The sequence below is a fragment of the Enterococcus sp. DIV1083b genome, from assembly GCF_051713705.1.
In the GTDB taxonomy this organism is placed as follows: Bacteria; Bacillota; Bacilli; order Lactobacillales; family Enterococcaceae; genus Enterococcus_D; species Enterococcus_D casseliflavus.
The window spans coordinates 3326017-3345629 of record NZ_JBIOQJ010000001.1; the positions used below are offsets into that span (position 1 = coordinate 3326017).

The window sequence follows — 19613 nt, forward strand, 5'->3', positions numbered from 1 at the left end:
CTGCTTTTTAACTAACAAGTGATGGCTCACACCACAAAAGAATGGTACTTAGAGTAAGCAATTTGATCGACGATCGCAGAAACCTGATTGACATCTAAATCGGCACCGATGGCAGTCACTTGATAAAATTGACCATAATTGTTGCCAAGTTGAGGGACACGGGCGTTTGAAATCAGCAAATCGTATTCTTCCTCATTGTTATAAGGAGAAATAGTCACATTTTGTTTCCCTTTTAGTTCATTTTTTAACAAGTAAATGGAAGCATCTGCCAAAAGACTGGAGCCCATATTTAAGACTCCGATCCGTACTCGATATTCCTCTTTCGGTGATAACAGATAGATTAAAAAGACCAGACGTTTCTTGAGGTAGTTGAGTTTCGTGGGCGTAAACAAGTTGGTTGGTGCAATAATGTGTTGCAGGATGTCTGTAATCACTTGATCTCGCAAGGAATTGTGAAATAGCTTGTGGTAATAATTCAAGGTGACTCTGTCAATGGAGTAATTTACCCCATGAAAGTAATAGACTTGTGCAATCAAGGAGAAGACACTGGCTTTAATATCGATCGTCGTATGCGAGGCTTCAAGACAATAAATGGACTGGATCGCTGCCATCACTTCATCGGTAATCTCAAAAACAGGATTTTTATTGGTATACAACCCTAAGCGAAGCTCCTCGTAAGGAATTCCTCCTACCGTAACGAGAAAAAGACAGATAAAGAAGGGGACGATCTTGGCTTCGTCTACTGAACAGATGCTTTTTTTCGACACATAGGCCTGTCGAATAAAGCGACAAATCGGCATTTCTTGGCAGCGATTGATTTTGATTTGTTCCTCCGGACTTAAGCTTCCCAAGGTTGTGTGAGGCGTGACTTTTTTCATGATCACAAATAGCCAGATCTTCAACTGCTTTTGTTGCGCAATCGAGAGGGTTATTTTTTTCGCTAGCTCCGCCACCAGGTCATCGATCAAAACAGAATCGATCGCTGTTTCCCCCATTTTTAAAAAATTATAGTAAAAATAAATGCGTTGCGTCATCGTTCCCGCTAGCTTTTTGTTCTTTATCTTTAATTCAAAATGCTGCAGCAGCTGATTGCACTCTGCAATCACACGATTCAGTGTCCCCACACTTATTTTTAATTCATCAGCTAATACGAAAGCATCATAGCCTGCATGTTGAAACAAATAATGGATAATTTGATATTTTACAGATTTTTTCAATAACGTGTCGGTCAAATCATCCAATGAGACGCTGTCGTTTACTTGCAAATCAAGGGTATAACGGTTGATTGCAAAAGAGACCTTCTCATTTTTTAGTTGTTGCTGAAGATTTTCTGATAGTTTCGTCAAGGTTGGCATCGTAATCTCTAATTCCCGACAAGCATCACTTTTTTTGATATGACCCGTCGATAAATACAAAAATTTGAGCAAGATATACTCTAATTTCAAGTCCTTATCCAGTAAGTCTTCTTTATACATGACTGTTTTTCCTCCAGTGTAAATCTATATTCATTCAGAATAGTTACAACCAATTTACAGAAAAAGATAGCAGTACGTTACTTATGAAACAAACAAGCGCAGTAAAAACAGGCCCTTTCTACACATACTTTTCCTTCACTTACTCCCCAACAAACCATGACTGACAAACAAAAACCCTCGATGCAAGACGAATTTCCCTAATAATTCCCTCACGACAACGTTCTAAGATTTCCTTTTTGTTTATGTAAAACGTTCTTCTCTAAAAAAATATATTTAGACCATAATAATTAATACTATCACAAGCCAGAAATGTCAATAAATGAAATTATCAAGCACTGTTTTTTTACTTTCTCTTAAAAAACGACACTGTCAAGTGCTTACCCGTTCTTACAAACAAAAAAATCAAAGGCAGTCGATGCAACCGCCTTTGATTTTTCTATAAACCATTGTTCATTCAGTCTTGCAAAAAACGTTTCATAAAGGGTCTTTTTATTCATTGAAAAAAGCAATGAACGGGTTTCTAGCGATACCGTTTCTTAATGTGAAAAGCCATAGGTTTGGTCGGATGAAACATGACGGCTTGGTCGCTTGTTCAATCGCTCGATTCCTTCTTTCATGTCTTGCACCAGATCCATTGCCATTTGCATACTTAAATCTGCCCGGCAGACAAAACGTTGGATATTGATATGTGATAGATTATCAGGTAATGGATAGGTAGGGACTTGCCAGCCTTTCATGGCAAATTCATCCGTCAAATCATACAGATTCCAAGAAATATCGGCATCTTCTTTTAATTTGTAGCAGACGATCGGCAACCGTGACCCATCATTATAAATATCGAAGTAGCCCATGTTTTCAATCTCTTTTGCCAAATATTGGGCAACATCGCTGGTCTTTTTGTGGATCAAGCGGTAGCCTTCAAACCCATTGCGGATAAAGGTGTAATATTGTCCGATGATTTGGCTGGCACTTCTTGAAAAGTTGATGGCCATCGTTGGCATTTCACCGCCAAGATAACTTACTTTGAAGACCAATTCTTCTGGAAGGAAATCTTTTTCTTTCCAAAGCACCCAACCGATACCAGGATAGACTAACCCATATTTATGTCCAGACGTACTGATGGAACGAACGTTTTTCAAACGGAAATCCCATTCAAGCTCTGGTTCCATAAATGGTGTGTACAATCCACCACTAGCCGCATCCACGTGGATGTAGACTTTGTAGTCGGTGTGTTTGTTGTATTCCTCTAATTTCTTATCTAGTGCTTTGATGTCATCGTATCGTCCAGTGTAAGTGATCCCTAAGATGCCGACGACCCCGATCGTATATTCATCTAAATAGTCCGTGACCTTATCGACATTGATGCTGCCATGTTCTTCATCGATAGGGATCGTCCGCATTTCAATGTCCCAGTAGACACAGAATTTTTCCCAAACGACTTGATAGGCAGAAGAAATCACTAAGTTTGGTTTTCGTTTATTGATATCTAAACCAAGTTTTTTTGCCCGATTGCGCCAAGCAAATTTTAAGGCCAATCCACCTAGCATACAGGCTTCACTTGAGCCTACCGTTGATGTACCGATAAAATCAGACGCTTCTGGGGCATGCCATAAATCAGCGATCATGTTGACACAGCGGTTCTCAATTTCTGCTGTCCGTGGGTACTCGGTTTTATCAATGGCGTTTTTATCAAGGGTTTCACTCATGATTTTGACTGCTTCTGGTTCCATGTAGGTTTGACAAAACGTCGCCAAATTTTGTCTTGAGACCCCTTCATCGATCAATTGATCTTTGACTAATTCATAGGCGTCCCGCGGTACCAAGGACTCTTTTGGCAATTTATACATAGGGATCGCCCGATCCATTGCCTCATTCCCATAGATAGGTTCCAAATATTGGGCTTCTTTTCGATTTTTTTTACTAAATAACATGCAGCTCTCCTCCTCATAGGTTGTGCTTTTTATTTTTTATCGCTTGCTTTTTCACCTACGTATTTATAGATGACAAACGGTATCACGACAATTATCAGCCAGCTGATGATCAAGATGGCCAAATAGGTTCCGCCTTTTCCCGATCCAATATCGCTCGGTGGAAAGAAGGAAATAAAGAAAGAAAAAATAGAAACAAGCAAACCAACCATCGCAACACCAATTTTCACATTTTTCCCACCAGGAATATGATACGTTCTTGTTAAGTCGTCTTTTTCCTTGACTAACTTAATATACGAAAGAAACAAGAGAACATAAGCAACCAGATAGATGCAGACCGTCAAAGCCATCGCAACGAAGAAGGATAGATTGGCGCCCCCGCCGCCTAATGTCAAAACAACCGCCCAAATAGAAACAATGATGCCTTGCACCAAAACGATGTTGATTGGGACATTGTGTTGATTGACTTTTGCCATTTGTTTTGGCAGCAAGCCATTTTCAGCTGCTTCAAGCATCGCAGTTGATGGGCCGACTACCCAAGCGGCAATTTCTGCAATGACACCTAAACAGATGACCACGGCAATCAAACGAACCAGCCATTCCCCGCCGCCAAAATGATGGATCAAATAAGAATAGGCTTGAATCACACCAGTATCAAGAGACAATTGATTTTGGGGAATCGTGGCAGCCACCGTTGCTCCGCCGAGCGTATCCAAAAGAATCGTCGCTACGACTAAAATCAAAATGGCTTTCGGGTAATTCTTCCCAGGATTGTCCATGTCTTTTACGTGACTGGCAGAAGATTCAACCCCTGCATAGGCCAAAATAAAGGAAACAAAAACGACCAGCGTATTGATTTTCGTAAAATCAGGAATCCAAGCGCCTGAGCCAAAGGAAACTTTGATGGGATTTCCTTGAGCAATGTAGACAATTCCTAGGATAAAAAGTATGATCCCAGTTGCGACGATCCCCACAAAGAACCCTACTTTGGCAATCTTCGCAGTATTTTTTGTTCCGCCAAATTGCGAGATCGTAATCAACCAAAAGATCACTAAAGTGGCAATCAGCTTCAGCCAAACATTGGTATTAAGAGCCGGCCAATTTAGGGCATAGGAAAGCGCCCCGACAATAAAGTAAATCATCGTAATAAAGCCTACCGTGATTTGGAACCATTGGAAGAAAATGGCAGCAAAGCCCCATTTTCTGCCTAATGTTTTTGAGACCCAGGTATAGAGTCCCCCTTTTTCCCATCCTTTTACAGTAGCCATCTCCGCAGAGCAAAGGGCTACAGGGATAAACCAGAGGAAACCGCCGACGAGTAAATAAAAAACTAGATTCATCTTCGATGTCGCAAAGGTTGGATACTCATATACCGTCATCACCATTGAAGCAGTTATCGCAAAAAAACTCAACAATGATAGTTTTTTCTTGCTAGCATCCATTTTTTTCAACCTCCTATCGTTAGATACTATTTTTCAGCAGCGGAAGAAAGATCAATATGGTACGTATGTGTCAAATCGCCATCTGCTTTAAATTCGATTTCGATTGCTTTGATCGCTGGCAAACTTTGTTCTTGCGCTACTTTAAAGTGAATAAAGCCATCTTTGTGTTTGTCATGGGTCAAAATTTCATCATCTAAATAGTCCACAAATACTTCCGCTTCAATTTTCTTGCCATCATTCAACACCAAATATGCTTTGTCAGGTTTGATTTTTTTGTCTTTCGAATCTTCATTAAACAATTGATATTTCAGTGAAAGCAATGTTTTGTATTCTTTGTCTTTGTGTTTGAACGCTTCTACATTCACAATTTTTACATGGTTCACTAAAAAGCGAATGTGATCCCAACCAGCATTTTCATAATTCGTTTCATACCAAACAACATCTTTGACTTTCGGATCGATTCCCTTGGTTACGATTTCTTCAAAATACCCGTCATCACTCAATTTTTCACTTCCCACGATCACCTCATCTGAAGAATCACTGATCAACGTTTCGGTTCCTGACCCAGAGACCACTTCCCCTGACTCTTCCACTGTTGAGCACGCACCTAGAGTGAACAAAACGCCTACACCTAAAACGAAACCTGCAACTAATGATGTTTTTTTCATTGTAAATCCTGTCCTTTCTTTTATTATTTTTATTCCATCTCAGGTATACCATTTATCTAAAAAAAGCGAATATCTAATTTTTTATTTTAAAAACAAAAAAACGCGAAAATTACTTCGCGTTTCGGTGCTATCATGAAGTGCAGATAAGAACAATGACCATTGAAAAGAAAGGACTGAGTTTTTTGAGAGCGCTTGTGGTCGTCATAACCGCCTTTTTGTTGGGTATCCGCCCACTTTCAGCTGCCTTTTTTCTGGAAAGTACGGACGGACATACTTCTAGCGCAACGATTTCTCGGATAAAAGTTGCCCAAAATGAGTGGTTTCCTTCTGGGTCACAAAGGTTTGTTGGAACGCTGATGCTTCCTGATGCAAAAGACAACGTGCTGACAGCTGACGGGCATTTTCTGAGAAAGCCTTCCAAGCTTGCGACGAATAGACGAGGAGCAATAGCAGCTTGTAGGGTTCAAAAAACACCAAAAACCGCACGGAGCAGCCAACTTACTCAGCGTTGCAGCTTTTCAGCCCTTACGACTTTGCGGTTAGAAAAAGCGTGTCAGGCACGGGCAATCAACCGTCCTTAGTTCTCATCCGAGTATCTGGTGTCGTACACGACGCCTTCATCCACAGGGTTTTCGCAGTGATGGCACATAGGTAAGTCAAAAACAAATGATCCTCAAACGTTTATCCTCACGTGTATCCTAGACAAATCTACTTCCCCATCCTGAACACAAAAAATAGCCACTACCTACTTTCCACTTACTTGTGCCATCCTCTGCTTGATAAAACGATCAACATTTTTTGATTGAAAACAAAAAATTGCCTATTCTGTTTTGATCACTTTTTAGTGATCGATCATTGCTTAGCTAGCTAAGCCCCCCAAACCAAAAGCAGCCTCCGAAAAACAGTTTCGGGGGCTGCTTGGGGTGAGCTTTGCTCACTATTTAGTTTTCTTATAAAAATTTTAATATGAGAAATCATTTATTACAATATGAATGAGAAAATTGAGTTACGCTTTCTATTTTCATAAGTAAGTATAGATTCTATTCACAATGTAACATAGTAACCTTATTTAACTAAGCTATTTTTTTAAGAAGACCTTATCAATCTTCTGAAGCAAAAATATTCCACCAGATTATATTAGTCTTGCCGAAGCCATTTTTATATGCTCTTCAATATTGTACTTATAGCTAACGCACTTCGACTCACCTGTATTCATTCGAATTAACGGACAGCCTCCTAAACACAAAGGTTGAACTTTACAACTTGAACATTTCGCTTTCGAAAAAAATTTGTACTCTGTAAATGTTTTATGCACACTGTTCAATTGTATTCCTGTATAGATATCTCCTACTCGTCCAATCGTTTTACCAATATGAACCCAGCATTTATATAAAAATCCATTAGGGTCGATTACATAGTCGTCTCGATTGATAGCTTCGCAGAACCCAATCGTTGTCCGTGGTATGGCAACAATATTTATCCCTCTTTCCAAAAGACTTTTATAAACCATTATTTCTTCTTTCGAAAACTCTTGGGATGTATAACATGTGGGTGTTTTGTAGGTATCAAAATCCTCTACCGGCGCAAGATAAAAGCCAACTTTCTTAAGTAAATTAAAATTATCCAGCGAGTTCATCAAACGAATAACATCTTCATGATTATTCTCCCTATCTATATTTACTCTTACAGTTACTGGAATATATTTTAGAGTTTTAACTATATTCTGTAATATTCTTGCAAATGTCCCTTTCCCATTTGTTAAACATCTTCTAGAATCATGATTTATCTGATCCCCATCCAGAGTAATTTGAGCATAATTAACGTGATAACTTTTTAAAAGTTGTGCAACTTTTTCTGTTAGCAAATAACCATTGGATACAATTTCTGCGTTGAAACTTTTATATTTTTTTTCGTTTTTCATTATTATTTCACTTATAACTTTAATAGAGTTCAATCCCATCAAAGGCTCTCCTCCATACCAAATTACTTTCAATGACTGATGGGGTAATACATTTTTAAGAATAAACTCGGCTGTTTTCTTAGCAGTTTCAGTAGTCATAGTATGTTGTCTAAACCCTTGCTCGTAACAATAAAAACAGGAGAAATTACAGTTCATCGTAGGGGCAATTGTGAAAGTTACTTGACTAGGATTATATCGTTTTTCATTTGCCACAGACACTAATCTTGCTTCTTCATCAATCTCATCGGAAACAATGATATTTTGATTTTCTAAATAAGAGAATAATTCTGTTTTCTCCAAGTTATCGTTATTAATAAAAGTCTGTAGATCATGGAACTCGCTTTGAGTTAGTAAAACGATAGCAGAGTATACCGAATTGTACAAAAGTATTTCATTATCCACTTCTTCAACAATCGTATATTGCGATAATTTCATAAAATCACTCCTAATTAAATTGGGTAAAAAATTTCCTGTTACCTAGATTTGTATGCTTTACAAAAGAACGTATGAATGTTTCTCTATCAATTGAATAGTTTGGGTTACATGAAGTATCACACTGTACCTTTCCTCGACACACTGCAATTAATTCACATGAATTACACTGATTGTTGCTTTTCGGAAGAACACTCTTTTGGTCATAAAGGCTATATTGAACATCTTCTGCAAAAGAAGATGATTCTGGAAAACTTTTTATTATTCTACGTTCATAAAAATTTGTTGCATTACATAACCCTATAGATCCATCAGAGAAAAACTTTACAGACCAAGGATTATACGCATCGCACTCAAAGCGATACGAAGAAAATGGAGAGATATTCACCAGGAAACCGTTTTCAATTAGGTGATCAATTGCAGTTGAAGATACCCACTTTAGATATTTCTCATAGGATAATGCATTGAAATAATTTTCATTAAACTCATAGTTATTAATGTAATAGCAATTGATATGGGCTTTGATATCACTTTGGCGGATCGTAACGAGAAAAGACTGAAACTCTTCTGTATTTTTATCAGATGTATTATAACCAATATGGATTTTAACACGTCCGCTCTTAGATGCTACCGCTAGATTTTCAAAAATCTTATCATACGTTCTGCTTCCACTCTTAAGAGATCTATTTCTATCATGATCTTTTCTAGATGTTAGTGTAGTATCGACAATTAAAGAATCAAAATGATTTACAAAATCTGGAGTGAGTAGATAGGCGTTTGTTCCTAAACCATAAGAAATTGAGAGTGATTTCTCTGACGCAATTTGATCAATCTTACTTTTAATTGCGAGAATTCTTTTTTTATAAAGAAGTGGCTCGCCCCCGAAAAAATAGATATATAGTCTCCGAACGCCTAGCTGAGCAATGTCTAAAATGTATTGCATTATATTATTTATCGTCTGATCAGTAATAACATTTTTAGAAAGGAAATCATTCTGGTAACAATAAGTACACGAAAAGTTGCAATCTTCTGTAATATTTATAGTGATAGTAACTAAGTCTCTCTTTAAATTAATTGTTTTCTGTTTATAACTTTCCAAATCACCGTGTATAAATCCATTTTCAAATAAATATTTTCGTTCATCTTCACTTATTTCGCTCGAAATCTCCGTTTTACTTTTCATTTTTTTTGAATCAACAGTAACTATTTCTTGCGTTAATGTATTGCAAAGAATAGTCTCGTTACCGTTCTCAATGATATCGACATACCGTGAAAAACGCATCACCTAACCCCCTTTTTCAATAATTATACATTTCACAAAATAATATTTCAATTTTTTTTTAATTTGTGATATAGTTTTTACATAGGAGGGAGAGAATGAAAAAAATATTAAAAAGAAACCGCTCACTTTTCTTTTTGCATGTGATTTTATGCGCAATCGTAGCGCTCATTCAAGTTGGGGTTGCTTTGGTGTATAGACAAATCACTGAGGTTGCTATGTCAGGAGATGTAAAAAGACTTTTATTTATTGGTATATTCGCCTTCTTTTACATCTTATTGAACACGATGAGCGATTTTATTCCAAGAAGAAGTAAATCCATCTTAGTTCAATCAATAATGAATCAACTGAGAGAGAGTCTCTCGCAGAAAATCGTTCGAATGAATCCGGTACTATTTCTTAAAAATGAGAAAAACGAGTATCTCTCAAAGTTGGCAAATGAAATGAAAGTCGTTGAATTAGAATTTTTAAAGCCCGGATTTGGACTGATTTTAAGCATTTTTACCTTTCTATTCTCTCTTTTATTCACACTAAAATTAAACACTTCTTTTTCATTGATTATGCTGCTCTTAGCTTTTAGTCCTTTGCTAGCCCCTTATTTCGCTAAGCGAATCCTTAGTGATCGTCGCAAGTCCGTTGTTCTGGAGCAAGATCGTACACTTAGTTTATTTGACCAACTTCTCTCAGGATACATGACCTTACGTGTCGGCAAAGGTTTTCCAAAATATACGAAAATTTTTACTAACAGTAGTGAACGATTAAAAAAGGAAAGTATCACTTTTGAAACCTTACAAGGACTGACTTATGCAATTTCTTTTGGACTTGGGGATCTTGCTTATTCGGGGACATGGATCGTTGGTGGCTTCTTTGTTGCTGCCAAAATAATCACCATTCCCGATCTTATTGCGATGACTACACTAATGAGTACGATTGCCGGGCCGTTAGAGTATTTCAGTACATCAGTTACAGATATTTTAGCGAGCAAGAAGGTCGCGGACGATCTTATAGCTTTCATTGATGGTACCGATGATGATGAGCCCAATCGCTCACTTGAACTTGCAGAACCAATAACTACTTTATCGATTGAAAATCTGCATTTCCATCATGGAAATCGTTTGATTTTTAATGGTTTTACTCAAACATTTGAGCGTGGAAAAAAATATGCTATCACTGGCGCAAGCGGTAGTGGGAAGTCGACACTATTGAATATTTTAGCGGGAATTTACCCTATCGACGATCATCAAGTATTGGTTGACCAGCAAGAGATGAATCAGCTATCTAGAGACTCCCTTTATGAGAAAGTCGCACTTGTCCAACAAAAAACTGCTATCTTCCAGACGAGTATTGCTTACAACGTTTCTATTTTTAGTGAATACGAACTTGAAAAAATCGTTGATGTTTTAAAACGAAGTGGATTAGATGATCGCTTTGATAACAATGATTTAACCGATACGCAAGATAATACATGGATAAACTTTCTTTCTGGCGGCGAGCTTAGACGGCTTGAGATTGCTCGGGCAATCTTTAAAGATTCCGATGTTATTCTTTTTGACGAACCAACATCTGGTCTAGACAGTATAAACGAGATGATTATCAGTGACTTAATCTGCTCACTTACAGATAAAATAATCATTGTCGTTACTCACTCAACAAATCAGGAATTTCTAGGTTCATTTGATGAGCTAATTCAGTTACATAAATCATGAATTTAGATGATATAGGCCTACCTTATGTCATCTGGAAATATAAAAGAAAGGAGAGGTATACAATGAAAGTAATCTCTGAAGCTTCAAAAGAACAAATCATCACCATGTGTGGAAGTAATCAGCATTCCCATCATCCACCAATCATCTTACCTGAAGAGACTGATACACCATTTTCAAATCAGAAAAAAGAAGAGATAAAAAAAGAAGAGAAAGCTAGTTAAGAGAAAATCATTTGATCCTTACTTTACTTATTAATAAGGATAATAGCAATCAAAGAAGGGGTCGTGACTAGCTATATATGTCTCGACCCCTTCTTACATATTTCCCGCAAACACAAATAATTTTTAACAGCTACTTGTTATCAACTTTCTTCATATACAGAATTGGATAAGGGTTTCCTTGTTCGTCTAACTCGCTTCTTTTGTATACCTCAAATCCCATATGCTCATAAAATCCTTTCGCCTGAGGATTCTGTTCATTTACTCCCAGTTCATTTACAGCATAGTTTTCCATCCCGTAAGCCAAGAGTTTTTTCCCTAGTCCCTTACCTCTTTGTTCATTTGCTATAAAAAGCATTTCAAGATTTCGATCCGAGATCCCCATGAAGCCAGCTGGCTCTTCATTTTCACTTTCTACGATAATCAAATGTGACACATGATGCAATGCCTCTGGAATGTATTGCTTAATGGCTTGGATTTCGGTCTCTGACAAAAAGGTGTGCGTCGCCTTAACAGAACTCTCCCAAACTTCAATTAATTGTTGCTCTAACTTTTGATTCATACTACTTACTTCTTTTATATTCATAGATATTCACACTCTCATTAGCTTATTTTCGTTTTTCATAACAAGAACCGATTGTTTCCTTGATCCAAGTTAAAAATTTTCATCATCATCATAACATGAGATGGATTTATTTAAAATCTATGGATGATAAATGCCTTGCTCATATAGATAACAAAACAATCATCTATGCATGTATTTCTGAATACTAAGAGAGCATGATATGCTTTGAAACACACTAAAAAAGGAGCTTTCAATGCTGATGATTGCTCAAATCAATCTGTTGAAATACAAATGCTTGAAGCTTTTTCTTCCTATATAGTCGTCCTGACGAACAAAATATATTCTTTTAAATAAATAATTTTCAACCACTTGCCCTAGAGTCCACTTCAGGGTTTATGATTACTTATAGAAAAAGATAAGGAGAACCAACGATGAATATAAAAAAAGCAGCGGAAATGTTTGATTTGAGCGTAGACACATTGCGCTATTATGAACGAGTCGGTGTGATTCCACCTGTCCAACGCAATGAGAGTGGCTATCGGGTGTACACAACGAATGATCTAAACTGGATCTATCTAGCAAAACATTTACGAAATGCAGGATTGTCCATCGAATCGCTAATTGAATTTGCTCAATTGGCACAAGTTCGTGAAAGGCAAAATGTCGAAAAAGCCCAAAAACAGATTTTAGCCGATCAACTCGAAGAATTAGAGAAAAAGTTAGCAGAAATGCAGGAAGTACGAGACCTGCTTATTTATAAGATAGAAACGTATGATGAGCATATCGCAAAATTCAAAGCAGGAAATATGACTCCTGATAAAGTGGAAAAATTATGGGAACGAAAGAAATAAAATCTTTTACTTGCTATAGACCTAACTCCAAGGTTTAGGATAGAACATGTAATGAAAATTAGAGGAGGAAACACTATGCAAACAATCATACTCAATAATGGTGTCACCATGCCGCAACTAGGATTTGGCGTTTATCAAATTCCTTTGGAAGAAACAGCTGAAGCTGTTTACCAAGCAATCAAAGCTGGGTATCGCCTGATCGACACTGCTTCTATTTATGGAAATGAAAAAGAAACCGGCGAGGGAATCAAGCGTGCTATCAGTGAAGGTCTAGTCACTCGAGAACAACTTTTTGTTACCTCTAAATTATTTATTCTCCAAGCTTCCGAAGATAAAGCTAAAGAAACGATTGAGCATTCGCTTGAAACAATGGGATTGACTTATCTTGATCTCTACCTTATTCACCAACCATATGGAGATATTTATGGTGCTTGGCGCTCAATGGTTGCTGCTCAAAAAACAGGGAAATTACGTACAATTGGCGTTTCAAATTTCAAATCAGCTAAGATGATCGAGTTTGTCGGCTTGAATGAGGTGAAACCTCAAATCAATCAAATCGAAGTGAACCCTTGGAATCAACGAGTGGAAGATCAGGAATGGCATGAAAAATACGACGTTCAAGTTGAAGCTTGGGCACCTTTTGCAGAAGGACGCCATGACCTATTTACCAATCCGACATTAGCAGAAATTGGCAAGCAATATGGCAAAACGGTTGGTCAAGTTGTGCTTCGCTGGTTGATGCAAAGAGGGATCGTCGCTTTAGCAAAAACAGTTCGTCCAGAACGGATGGCTGAAAACATTGCTATTTTTGACTTTGAGCTTTCCCAGGAAGACATTGAAAAAATAGCCGCTTTAGATAAAAAAGAGTCCGCATTCTTTGACCACGATGCCCCCCAACAAGTGGAATGGTTTATGAATCGAATGTTAGATACTGAAAACTAATAGGGTTTTTATTGAAGGAAACCAATACAAGTCCGCTTCCGTTTCGAAAGGAAGCGGACTTGTATTGGTTCTTACTGAGTTGTATCTTGTCTCTTTTCATGGTAATTCTTACAAAATTTTTGGAAATTCTGCCTTGATCAAGTAACTGAAGAATCCATCGATTAAACTCATTTCTCTGGAGCACTGTGCTTGTAGCTAAAAAACGGACAGTGTTCTGTTACGCTCGCTCTTAAAATCTCTATTGTACGATTTCTATTTACTACTCCCTATTTATCAAAGACAATGATCTTTTTGCCAGTATTTCCGCCTGCTTGGAAATCAAGGTGAGCTTGCTTGATTGCTTCTAATTCAAAGGGATATGTCTTGTCTACAAGGACATCTAGTTTTCCTTGCGCATAAAGATCAATGACTTTTTCCAGCTCTTCAACAGTCATGAACCCCATAGAATACATACCAGTAATTCCTCTACGCTCCGTTTCTTCTTGGTTGATTGGCGCATGAACAGAAGTGACGCGCCCGCCTTTTTTGATTACTTGATAACTGTTCTCCAATGTTTTATGACCAGTTAAATTAACCACTAAATCGGCATTAGAAACCAATTTTGTGAAATCTTCTGTTTGATAATCGATCGTTTCATCTGCCCCTAACTCCTTCATATAGTCAGCTTGTTCAGCGCTGCCTGTTGCTATGACATACGCCCCGGCATGTTTTGCCAGCTGAACAGCTTTAGACCCGACACCGCCAGCACCGCCATGAATCAGCACTTTTTGTCCAGCTTTTGCTTGACCATCACGAATGGTTGCACCATAAGCTGTGGCTACGCCAAGGAAAAATCCACCTAACGGCACCAAGACCAGCTCCTTCGGTACAGCAGCAACAACTGCTGACTCGTCTAACAAAATGTATTCAGAATATGTACTCATAAACGCCATCCCAACCACATGATCACCTACTGAAAAGCGGGTCACATCATCTCCGACAGCTGTTACGATACCAGAAAAGTCTTGTCCCAAAGAGTGTGGAAGCACAGGTTTCAATTCTTTTGGCATCGTTGGAAATGGTCCATTCGCACGAATAACAATATCAGGATCATTCACGCCGATCGCTGCGGTTTTGATCACAATTTGTTTAGCAGCTGGCTCAGGGATAGCAGTTTCAACCATTTGCATAACATCTACAGAGCCATATTGATTCAGTATCATTTTTTTCATAAAAAAAACCTTCTTTCTTAAGATGATTTCATTATGACCTGTTACCTCAATAATAAAAAGTACCATATTTTTTGATAGGTACTATCGTTTTCAATAGATTTGTGTAATCATACGGATTTCAGGCACAAAAAAAATCCTTGAACGCTTCAAGGATTGACTACTTTTTCGTTTTCTGACTCATAGGTAGAAGCAAATGTTTCTAAGGCATCCAAAACTGGCATGAATTTATGCCCCATTTCGGTCAGTGAGTATTCAACTTTTGGCGGCACTTGCGGATAGACTTCACGATGAATGAGGCCATAGCTTTCAAGCATGCGCAATTCCTTTGTCGAATTTGCTTGGGTCACCATGGGCATTTTACGACTAAGCGCACCGAAACGAAGCGTTTTGTGCCGTAAAAAGGACAAGATGACCATGGACCACTTGCCGCGTACGACCTTCTGGACGCTAGCCACTGGGCATTCTACAAATAATTCAGTTTCTTCTGTTTGCTGCATCACTACTTCCTCCTATTCGCTCACTTTTGCTGCGGTCTTTCATATCAGCAATACTACCGAAATGATGACGACATACGAAAACATGAAGTATAGACATCAGTATATAACGACTGCAAAAAATAGCAAGCCCGTAACGCTTATCTGAACTCTCAAATCGGCTTCAATCAACCTAATTTTAGAGCTTCTAGGCGTACAACCAAGCCATCCTCAATTCCTTTACGCTTATAGGCAGCCACTGCACAGTAATTTTTATATCAAGATGGTTGCTGCCAGCACAACGAAAGAAGAGACGACATGCGCAATAATCGGTTCTCCACTATTATCTCTGCATCAAAGGCTACCCCTTTATTTCAATTAAATGATAGAAAGAGTGATCAAGGCAATCCCAAAAGTGATTCCATCTAGAACAAACCATTCTTTTTTACCTTGAGACGCCTTGGTAGCAATCAAACAACTTACTCCATAAAGAATCAATAGAATTCCTATGTTTAGGGGAAAAGATAACCAAGCTGTTAGGGCATTAACAAATAAGAGAAGCATCAATGGTAAAATATAAAATAATGCATACCACTTTTTTAAATAGTGCGGCAGCTTCTGGTAATTTGAATACATCTATTTATCCTCACAATTCATTTCATATTGGTCATTTATTTCTGATATGAGCAGTAAGTACTTTCGTTATAAAATGAGACAAAACAAAGCTTAGGATGATAATCCCAAAAGTAATAGCAAAAGATAAAATCGTATTCTCAAGTAAATTAGCAAATAAGGGCAGCTTAATATACAAATAACACCCAATTGCCGCAATAATACTACCTGCTAAATAGAAACAAAGCATTTCAGCGACTGTTTTTGAAGAATGAATGTTTCGATCAACTGATGAAAAGTCGCCATTTTGAAAAGGTATTGGTGATCCAGTTTGTGAAGGATCAGATTTTGTATTCATTACGTTAAAGGAATTACTAGATAGATTGCTAATTGAATGTTGTTTTCGATTCTTTTCGTGATTGTTCATAGCTATTCAGACCTGCTTCCCTAAAAAAATTCATTATTTTCAATTCCTTCAAAATAATCTCAATGCCATGATTTCATGCATTTGTGCTATTGCATCTATTCAAAAAACTCTATATTTTCAAAACCAAGTCGAATCAACAGCACGTTGTAGGGTCATCGGTCCATGTTTTGCTTCATATATAAAATCTTTTGACTGTAATCCAGTACGCTCCTTAAAAATTTTCTCAAACATAGAAGAATCGTTAATGGGATCGTCATTGTGTGTCAAAGTCAATATATAGTGTTTCTCTTTTGGTTTACTCCAGACCCCCATATTACTTAAAGAAGCTAAATCAAGCGGTGGAGTATTAGAAGATAAATTAATCGTATACTGGCGTCTATGCAAAACATCATTTATTTTCATAAAGCACTTCCTTAATTAGTTAGTATTTCCTCAAACATTACAGATCCAAACAAACAATAGTTACCTTTTCATTCAAATACAAACGTACATCATATTATATTGCGTTCCTCTTAAGCATTTTTTCAAGATAAGCTTCAGTTCTTCCTATCTCTAAAATAACAAAAAACCAAATAACCACTCGAGCATACTAACAAAGGAAGCCCGACATAGAGCATACCAGTTCCTAATGGATAATTAATAGCAAGATCAAGTTGGATATTCTTAAGTTCTTCTTTGCTGATTGTGTCAAAATCTTGAATAGGGATCAAAATCGTCTGTAAAAAAAAGCCAACGACCGTGATAAAAAGACTGAAACAAAAAACGCCGAGTGCAAATTTTTTCATAAGGGTCCTCTTTTCAGCATACACTTTCTTACTGTATGTTCTTATTATACATACCAACCATTAAAAAAAGAACCTTAAATTATTTTTTAACATTAATTTTACAACAATAAAAAGAAAATGAATCAGGTAAACAAAAAATTGACAAGACTCAATTAGTACTATATAGTTCTATTATGACAAATTATAAACATTCAAATAAAAACCGAGTGATCGAAACAGCCGCCAGCCTTTTTCTCAAAGTCGGCTACACGTATACCAGTATGGATGAGGTCGTGCAGCAAAGCGGTGTGTCAAAATCAAATGTCTATTACCACTTCTCAAGCAAGGAGGAATTATTACTAGCAGTGATTGATTTTTGGATCACTGTATACCGAGAAAAACTAGCAGACATTTTGAAACAGACCAATCTAACTTTGGAAGAAAAAATGCTGACCTTTCTAGAAAGTTTAGCTGAAGAAATTGAAGAGCGGGACTATCAAGGCAGCTGTCCCTTCATTACTTTCATTATGCAAGCACCGAAAAATGATCGGCTGGTCCAAGAAAAAATCAATCATTTTTTTGATTATTTAACGCGTATCTGCGAGGGATTGATTCAAGAAGGAATAAATACTAAAGCATTTCGTGAAGACATCAACGTCAAAGAAACGGCGGAGATTTTTGTGAATAACCTTGAAGGGGCACTCTTTTTAGCAGAAGTAAAAAAAGAGAGTCAGTATCTCACTACTACAGCCAAAAATTTATTTAAATTACTCGTTTAAGAGTAATTTTTTTATATAAAATTAGGACTAAATAGTTCTAAAAAAGGAGAAAATAATGAATATTTTAATTATCGGGGCAACTGGGTTTATTGGCAAAGAAATCGTCAAACAACTCGCAAGGGAAGATGTTTTCTTAACATTACTTGTCAGAAATCCAGCGAAAGCAAGACCATTGCAAGCATTAGCCCCTGAAAAAATAGTGTTGGTAACAGGCGATTTAACAAAAGAGAACTTAGGCTTAAATGCGATCGACCAAGAACGAGTGATGAACTGCAACATGATTCTTCACTGCGGCGGTCCGATGGATATCACCTTATCAGAAGTAGCCGCGAAGCGCTCCTTTTTAGAAGGCAGCAAAAACCTCATGACACTTGCAACAGAAATCAACAAGAGAAACAAATTGAAAAAGATCATCCACGTAGCTGGGTACATGAGCCCATTCACGGATGATTCTTCTGTCTGGGAAACGACGGATGTGTTCAAAGAGGTGCATCCAGCGTTACTTGGAACCCCGCCCTATGAGCAGATGAAGTTTTTATCTGATATTTATATTCGACAAGAAGCGAAAAAGCACCATATTCCTTTAGCAGTAATCAATCCGCCAACCGTCATCGGTGATGAGCAAACAGGCAGCACCGAACAGCTCGAAGGCTTTGGCTTATTTATAAAAATAATCCGAAGTGGAGCCTTACCGGTTATCCCCGGAGGAACCGACTATCGACTGCCGTTGATCAATAAAAATGTACTCGCACAATTTATTGTCAAAACCATATTCAATGAGACAAAAGACGAAATGACGTATCCCCTTGTTGCCGATAAACACGCCGATAAAGAGATCGTTCAACTGATGGGACTGATTTCTGAAAGTCTTAATCGAAACAAACCTCGTCTGACTGTTCCTTTTGGTTTACTCAAGTTCGTTATGGCAGCTGGCGGAAGCAAATTAACGGGGATTCCTGAAAGCAGTTTAAACTTTTTAACCAATAGAACGTTTGACAATCGGCTGACAAAACGCGATTTTGAGCCGAAACTGATTAAAAAAATCGCAGCATCAAACATCCCATTAGCAGTAGCTGACATTGATTTTCGCTTGACCTATGGGGAAGAAAGCCTAACACCCTACACACGCATAGCTGTCAACGAAGCGACGGTCTATCAATTGGAGGGCTCTGCTACTCCTCTCGTGCTTTTGCATGGCTTATTTAGCGATGGCACCGATCTCTTTCAACTGGGACTAGCATTGAATAAACAAACAGGCAGAAAAATTATCATTGCAGACTTACCAGGATTCGGAAGATCTCCGTTTATTAAAAAGCAACAGCTGTTGACACCATATCTTGAGTTGATACGCTCACTAAAGAATATCCTGCCTGATGGCTCTGTCTTTATCGGCCATTCTTTTGGTGCTGCCTTGTTACTAACAGCCGCTGAACAGCGCTTCTTTTCAGAGAACGATCAACTGATTCTTTTACAACCACCTGTCCACAAAACCGATTCGGTCCCTGCAACATGGCTCAGTAAACTAGCTTTAAAGCATGTCTCTGAACGACAACTACTCGCCTATTTTACAAAAAAAGGACTGCTGATAGACGAAGCAGCCTCTTCTAGTGAATATTTAAAAAGAGTGAAGAAGAGTGTTCGTTCTTCACGGATAGTCAACACAACACTTCAACTAAATCGGTTGTTAAAAGAAATGACCCTTCACCAAAGAATAGACCCTTCAATTCCGATCATATGGGGAACCGAGGATAAAAGCTATTTACCGCCAAGAGAAACGACTAAAATAGTCGATCTGCCATTGGGTCATCATTTTCCAATCAGCCATCCGCAAGAAACAGCTGATGTGCTGGTAGAGTTGATCGAAGGGTGATTTTAGAGAGG

19 protein-coding genes are annotated in these 19613 nt (G+C 37.8%); 7 read left to right on the forward strand and 12 right to left on the reverse strand.

The annotated features are described in order from the left end of the window. Positions 1–26 precede the first annotated feature (26 nt). The 4 genes from IGI69_RS15750 to IGI69_RS15765 all read right to left on the reverse strand — a co-directional run bounded on the left by IGI69_RS15750 (position 27) and on the right by IGI69_RS15765 (position 5513). Positions 27–1475 (reverse strand): helix-turn-helix domain-containing protein, encoded by a 1449-nt coding sequence (locus IGI69_RS15750; RefSeq protein ID WP_010748935.1) that lies wholly within the window; start codon positions 1473–1475, stop codon positions 27–29. 536 nt (positions 1476–2011) lie between these two features. Beyond that, positions 2012–3406 carry a glutamate decarboxylase gene (locus IGI69_RS15755; RefSeq protein WP_016608507.1) on the reverse strand — a complete coding sequence of 465 codons (1395 nt, stop codon included), beginning with the start codon at positions 3404–3406 and terminating at the stop codon, positions 2012–2014. Between the two features lie 29 nt (positions 3407–3435). After that, the gene (locus IGI69_RS15760; protein ID WP_016608508.1) at positions 3436–4845 is read right to left on the reverse strand and encodes an amino acid permease; all 1410 of its coding nucleotides are present in this window, start codon (positions 4843–4845) and stop codon (positions 3436–3438) included. Positions 4846–4871: 26 nt separating this feature from the next. Further along, positions 4872–5513, reverse strand: a complete 642-nt coding sequence (locus IGI69_RS15765; RefSeq protein ID WP_015510550.1) for a hypothetical protein — start codon at positions 5511–5513, stop codon at positions 4872–4874. A gap of 152 nt (positions 5514–5665) precedes the next feature. On the opposite strand from IGI69_RS15765, the gene IGI69_RS15770 reads away from it, so the two are divergent. Then, positions 5666–6094: a hypothetical protein gene (locus IGI69_RS15770; RefSeq protein ID WP_016608509.1), complete on the forward strand. Its 429-nt coding sequence runs from the start codon at positions 5666–5668 to the stop codon at positions 6092–6094. A gap of 551 nt (positions 6095–6645) precedes the next feature. Here the strand turns inward: IGI69_RS15770 and IGI69_RS15775 are convergent. Both IGI69_RS15775 and IGI69_RS15780 read right to left on the reverse strand, forming a co-directional pair. Next, positions 6646–7908, reverse strand: coding sequence for a radical SAM/SPASM domain-containing protein (locus tag IGI69_RS15775; RefSeq protein WP_016608510.1), 1263 nt, complete (start codon positions 7906–7908; stop codon positions 6646–6648). A gap of 10 nt (positions 7909–7918) precedes the next feature. After that, positions 7919–9187: a radical SAM protein gene (locus IGI69_RS15780; protein WP_016608511.1), complete on the reverse strand. Its 1269-nt coding sequence runs from the start codon at positions 9185–9187 to the stop codon at positions 7919–7921. Positions 9188–9282: 95 nt separating this feature from the next. On the opposite strand from IGI69_RS15780, the gene IGI69_RS15785 reads away from it, so the two are divergent. Further along, a complete protein-coding gene (locus tag IGI69_RS15785; protein ID WP_016608512.1) occupies positions 9283–10890 on the forward strand; it encodes an ATP-binding cassette domain-containing protein in 1608 nt (535 codons plus the stop codon). A 62-nt stretch (positions 10891–10952) separates the two neighbouring features. Further along, positions 10953–11111, forward strand: a complete 159-nt coding sequence (locus tag IGI69_RS15790; protein WP_008380281.1) for a hypothetical protein — start codon at positions 10953–10955, stop codon at positions 11109–11111. Between the two features lie 130 nt (positions 11112–11241). Here the strand turns inward: IGI69_RS15790 and IGI69_RS15795 are convergent, their stop codons facing one another. After that, positions 11242–11694: a GNAT family N-acetyltransferase gene (locus tag IGI69_RS15795; RefSeq protein WP_086338779.1), complete on the reverse strand. Its 453-nt coding sequence runs from the start codon at positions 11692–11694 to the stop codon at positions 11242–11244. Between the two features lie 410 nt (positions 11695–12104). Between IGI69_RS15795 and IGI69_RS15800 the strand changes: the two genes are divergently transcribed. Further along, a complete protein-coding gene (locus IGI69_RS15800; protein ID WP_086338780.1) occupies positions 12105–12524 on the forward strand; it encodes a MerR family transcriptional regulator in 420 nt (139 codons plus the stop codon). Between the two features lie 75 nt (positions 12525–12599). Further along, positions 12600–13466: an aldo/keto reductase gene (locus IGI69_RS15805; RefSeq protein WP_034858704.1), complete on the forward strand. Its 867-nt coding sequence runs from the start codon at positions 12600–12602 to the stop codon at positions 13464–13466. A gap of 266 nt (positions 13467–13732) precedes the next feature. Here the strand turns inward: IGI69_RS15805 and IGI69_RS15810 are convergent, their stop codons facing one another. The 5 genes from IGI69_RS15810 to IGI69_RS15830 all read right to left on the reverse strand — a co-directional run bounded on the left by IGI69_RS15810 (position 13733) and on the right by IGI69_RS15830 (position 16974). Next, a complete protein-coding gene (locus IGI69_RS15810) occupies positions 13733–14677 on the reverse strand; it encodes an NADP-dependent oxidoreductase (RefSeq protein WP_438741408.1) in 945 nt (314 codons plus the stop codon). A 146-nt stretch (positions 14678–14823) separates the two neighbouring features. Further along, complete coding sequence (locus IGI69_RS15815; RefSeq protein WP_086338782.1) at positions 14824–15174, reverse strand: winged helix-turn-helix transcriptional regulator; 351 nt, start codon at positions 15172–15174, stop codon at positions 14824–14826. A gap of 643 nt (positions 15175–15817) precedes the next feature. After that, positions 15818–16189 carry a hypothetical protein gene (locus IGI69_RS15820; protein WP_005230536.1) on the reverse strand — a complete coding sequence of 124 codons (372 nt, stop codon included), beginning with the start codon at positions 16187–16189 and terminating at the stop codon, positions 15818–15820. A 117-nt stretch (positions 16190–16306) separates the two neighbouring features. Then, positions 16307–16591: a hypothetical protein gene (locus IGI69_RS15825; RefSeq protein WP_086338784.1), complete on the reverse strand. Its 285-nt coding sequence runs from the start codon at positions 16589–16591 to the stop codon at positions 16307–16309. Between the two features lie 134 nt (positions 16592–16725). Then, positions 16726–16974 carry a hypothetical protein gene (locus IGI69_RS15830; RefSeq protein ID WP_086338785.1) on the reverse strand — a complete coding sequence of 83 codons (249 nt, stop codon included), beginning with the start codon at positions 16972–16974 and terminating at the stop codon, positions 16726–16728. 173 nt (positions 16975–17147) lie between these two features. On the opposite strand from IGI69_RS15830, the gene IGI69_RS15835 reads away from it, so the two are divergent. After that, positions 17148–17732: a TetR/AcrR family transcriptional regulator gene (locus tag IGI69_RS15835; RefSeq protein ID WP_086338786.1), complete on the forward strand. Its 585-nt coding sequence runs from the start codon at positions 17148–17150 to the stop codon at positions 17730–17732. A gap of 55 nt (positions 17733–17787) precedes the next feature. Beyond that, positions 17788–19602 carry an alpha/beta fold hydrolase gene (locus IGI69_RS15840; RefSeq protein ID WP_086338787.1) on the forward strand — a complete coding sequence of 605 codons (1815 nt, stop codon included), beginning with the start codon at positions 17788–17790 and terminating at the stop codon, positions 19600–19602. The last annotated feature ends 11 nt before the right edge of the window (positions 19603–19613 follow it).

Coding starts and splice junctions, on each gene's coding strand:
- IGI69_RS15750 (WP_010748935.1), bottom strand. CDS start 1,475: ATGTATAAAGAAGACTTACTGGATAAGGACTTGAAATTAGAGTATATC.
- IGI69_RS15755 (WP_016608507.1), bottom strand. CDS start 3,406: ATGTTATTTAGTAAAAAAAATCGAAAAGAAGCCCAATATTTGGAACCT.
- IGI69_RS15760 (WP_016608508.1), bottom strand. CDS start 4,845: ATGGATGCTAGCAAGAAAAAACTATCATTGTTGAGTTTTTTTGCGATA.
- IGI69_RS15765 (WP_015510550.1), bottom strand. CDS start 5,513: ATGAAAAAAACATCATTAGTTGCAGGTTTCGTTTTAGGTGTAGGCGTT.
- IGI69_RS15770 (WP_016608509.1), top strand. CDS start 5,666: ATGACCATTGAAAAGAAAGGACTGAGTTTTTTGAGAGCGCTTGTGGTC.
- IGI69_RS15775 (WP_016608510.1), bottom strand. CDS start 7,908: ATGAAATTATCGCAATATACGATTGTTGAAGAAGTGGATAATGAAATA.
- IGI69_RS15780 (WP_016608511.1), bottom strand. CDS start 9,187: ATGCGTTTTTCACGGTATGTCGATATCATTGAGAACGGTAACGAGACT.
- IGI69_RS15785 (WP_016608512.1), top strand. CDS start 9,283: ATGAAAAAAATATTAAAAAGAAACCGCTCACTTTTCTTTTTGCATGTG.
- IGI69_RS15790 (WP_008380281.1), top strand. CDS start 10,953: ATGAAAGTAATCTCTGAAGCTTCAAAAGAACAAATCATCACCATGTGT.
- IGI69_RS15795 (WP_086338779.1), bottom strand. CDS start 11,694: ATGAATATAAAAGAAGTAAGTAGTATGAATCAAAAGTTAGAGCAACAA.
- IGI69_RS15800 (WP_086338780.1), top strand. CDS start 12,105: ATGAATATAAAAAAAGCAGCGGAAATGTTTGATTTGAGCGTAGACACA.
- IGI69_RS15805 (WP_034858704.1), top strand. CDS start 12,600: ATGCAAACAATCATACTCAATAATGGTGTCACCATGCCGCAACTAGGA.
- IGI69_RS15810 (WP_438741408.1), bottom strand. CDS start 14,677: ATGAAAAAAATGATACTGAATCAATATGGCTCTGTAGATGTTATGCAA.
- IGI69_RS15815 (WP_086338782.1), bottom strand. CDS start 15,174: ATGCAGCAAACAGAAGAAACTGAATTATTTGTAGAATGCCCAGTGGCT.
- IGI69_RS15820 (WP_005230536.1), bottom strand. CDS start 16,189: ATGAACAATCACGAAAAGAATCGAAAACAACATTCAATTAGCAATCTA.
- IGI69_RS15825 (WP_086338784.1), bottom strand. CDS start 16,591: ATGAAAATAAATGATGTTTTGCATAGACGCCAGTATACGATTAATTTA.
- IGI69_RS15830 (WP_086338785.1), bottom strand. CDS start 16,974: ATGAAAAAATTTGCACTCGGCGTTTTTTGTTTCAGTCTTTTTATCACG.
- IGI69_RS15835 (WP_086338786.1), top strand. CDS start 17,148: ATGACAAATTATAAACATTCAAATAAAAACCGAGTGATCGAAACAGCC.
- IGI69_RS15840 (WP_086338787.1), top strand. CDS start 17,788: ATGAATATTTTAATTATCGGGGCAACTGGGTTTATTGGCAAAGAAATC.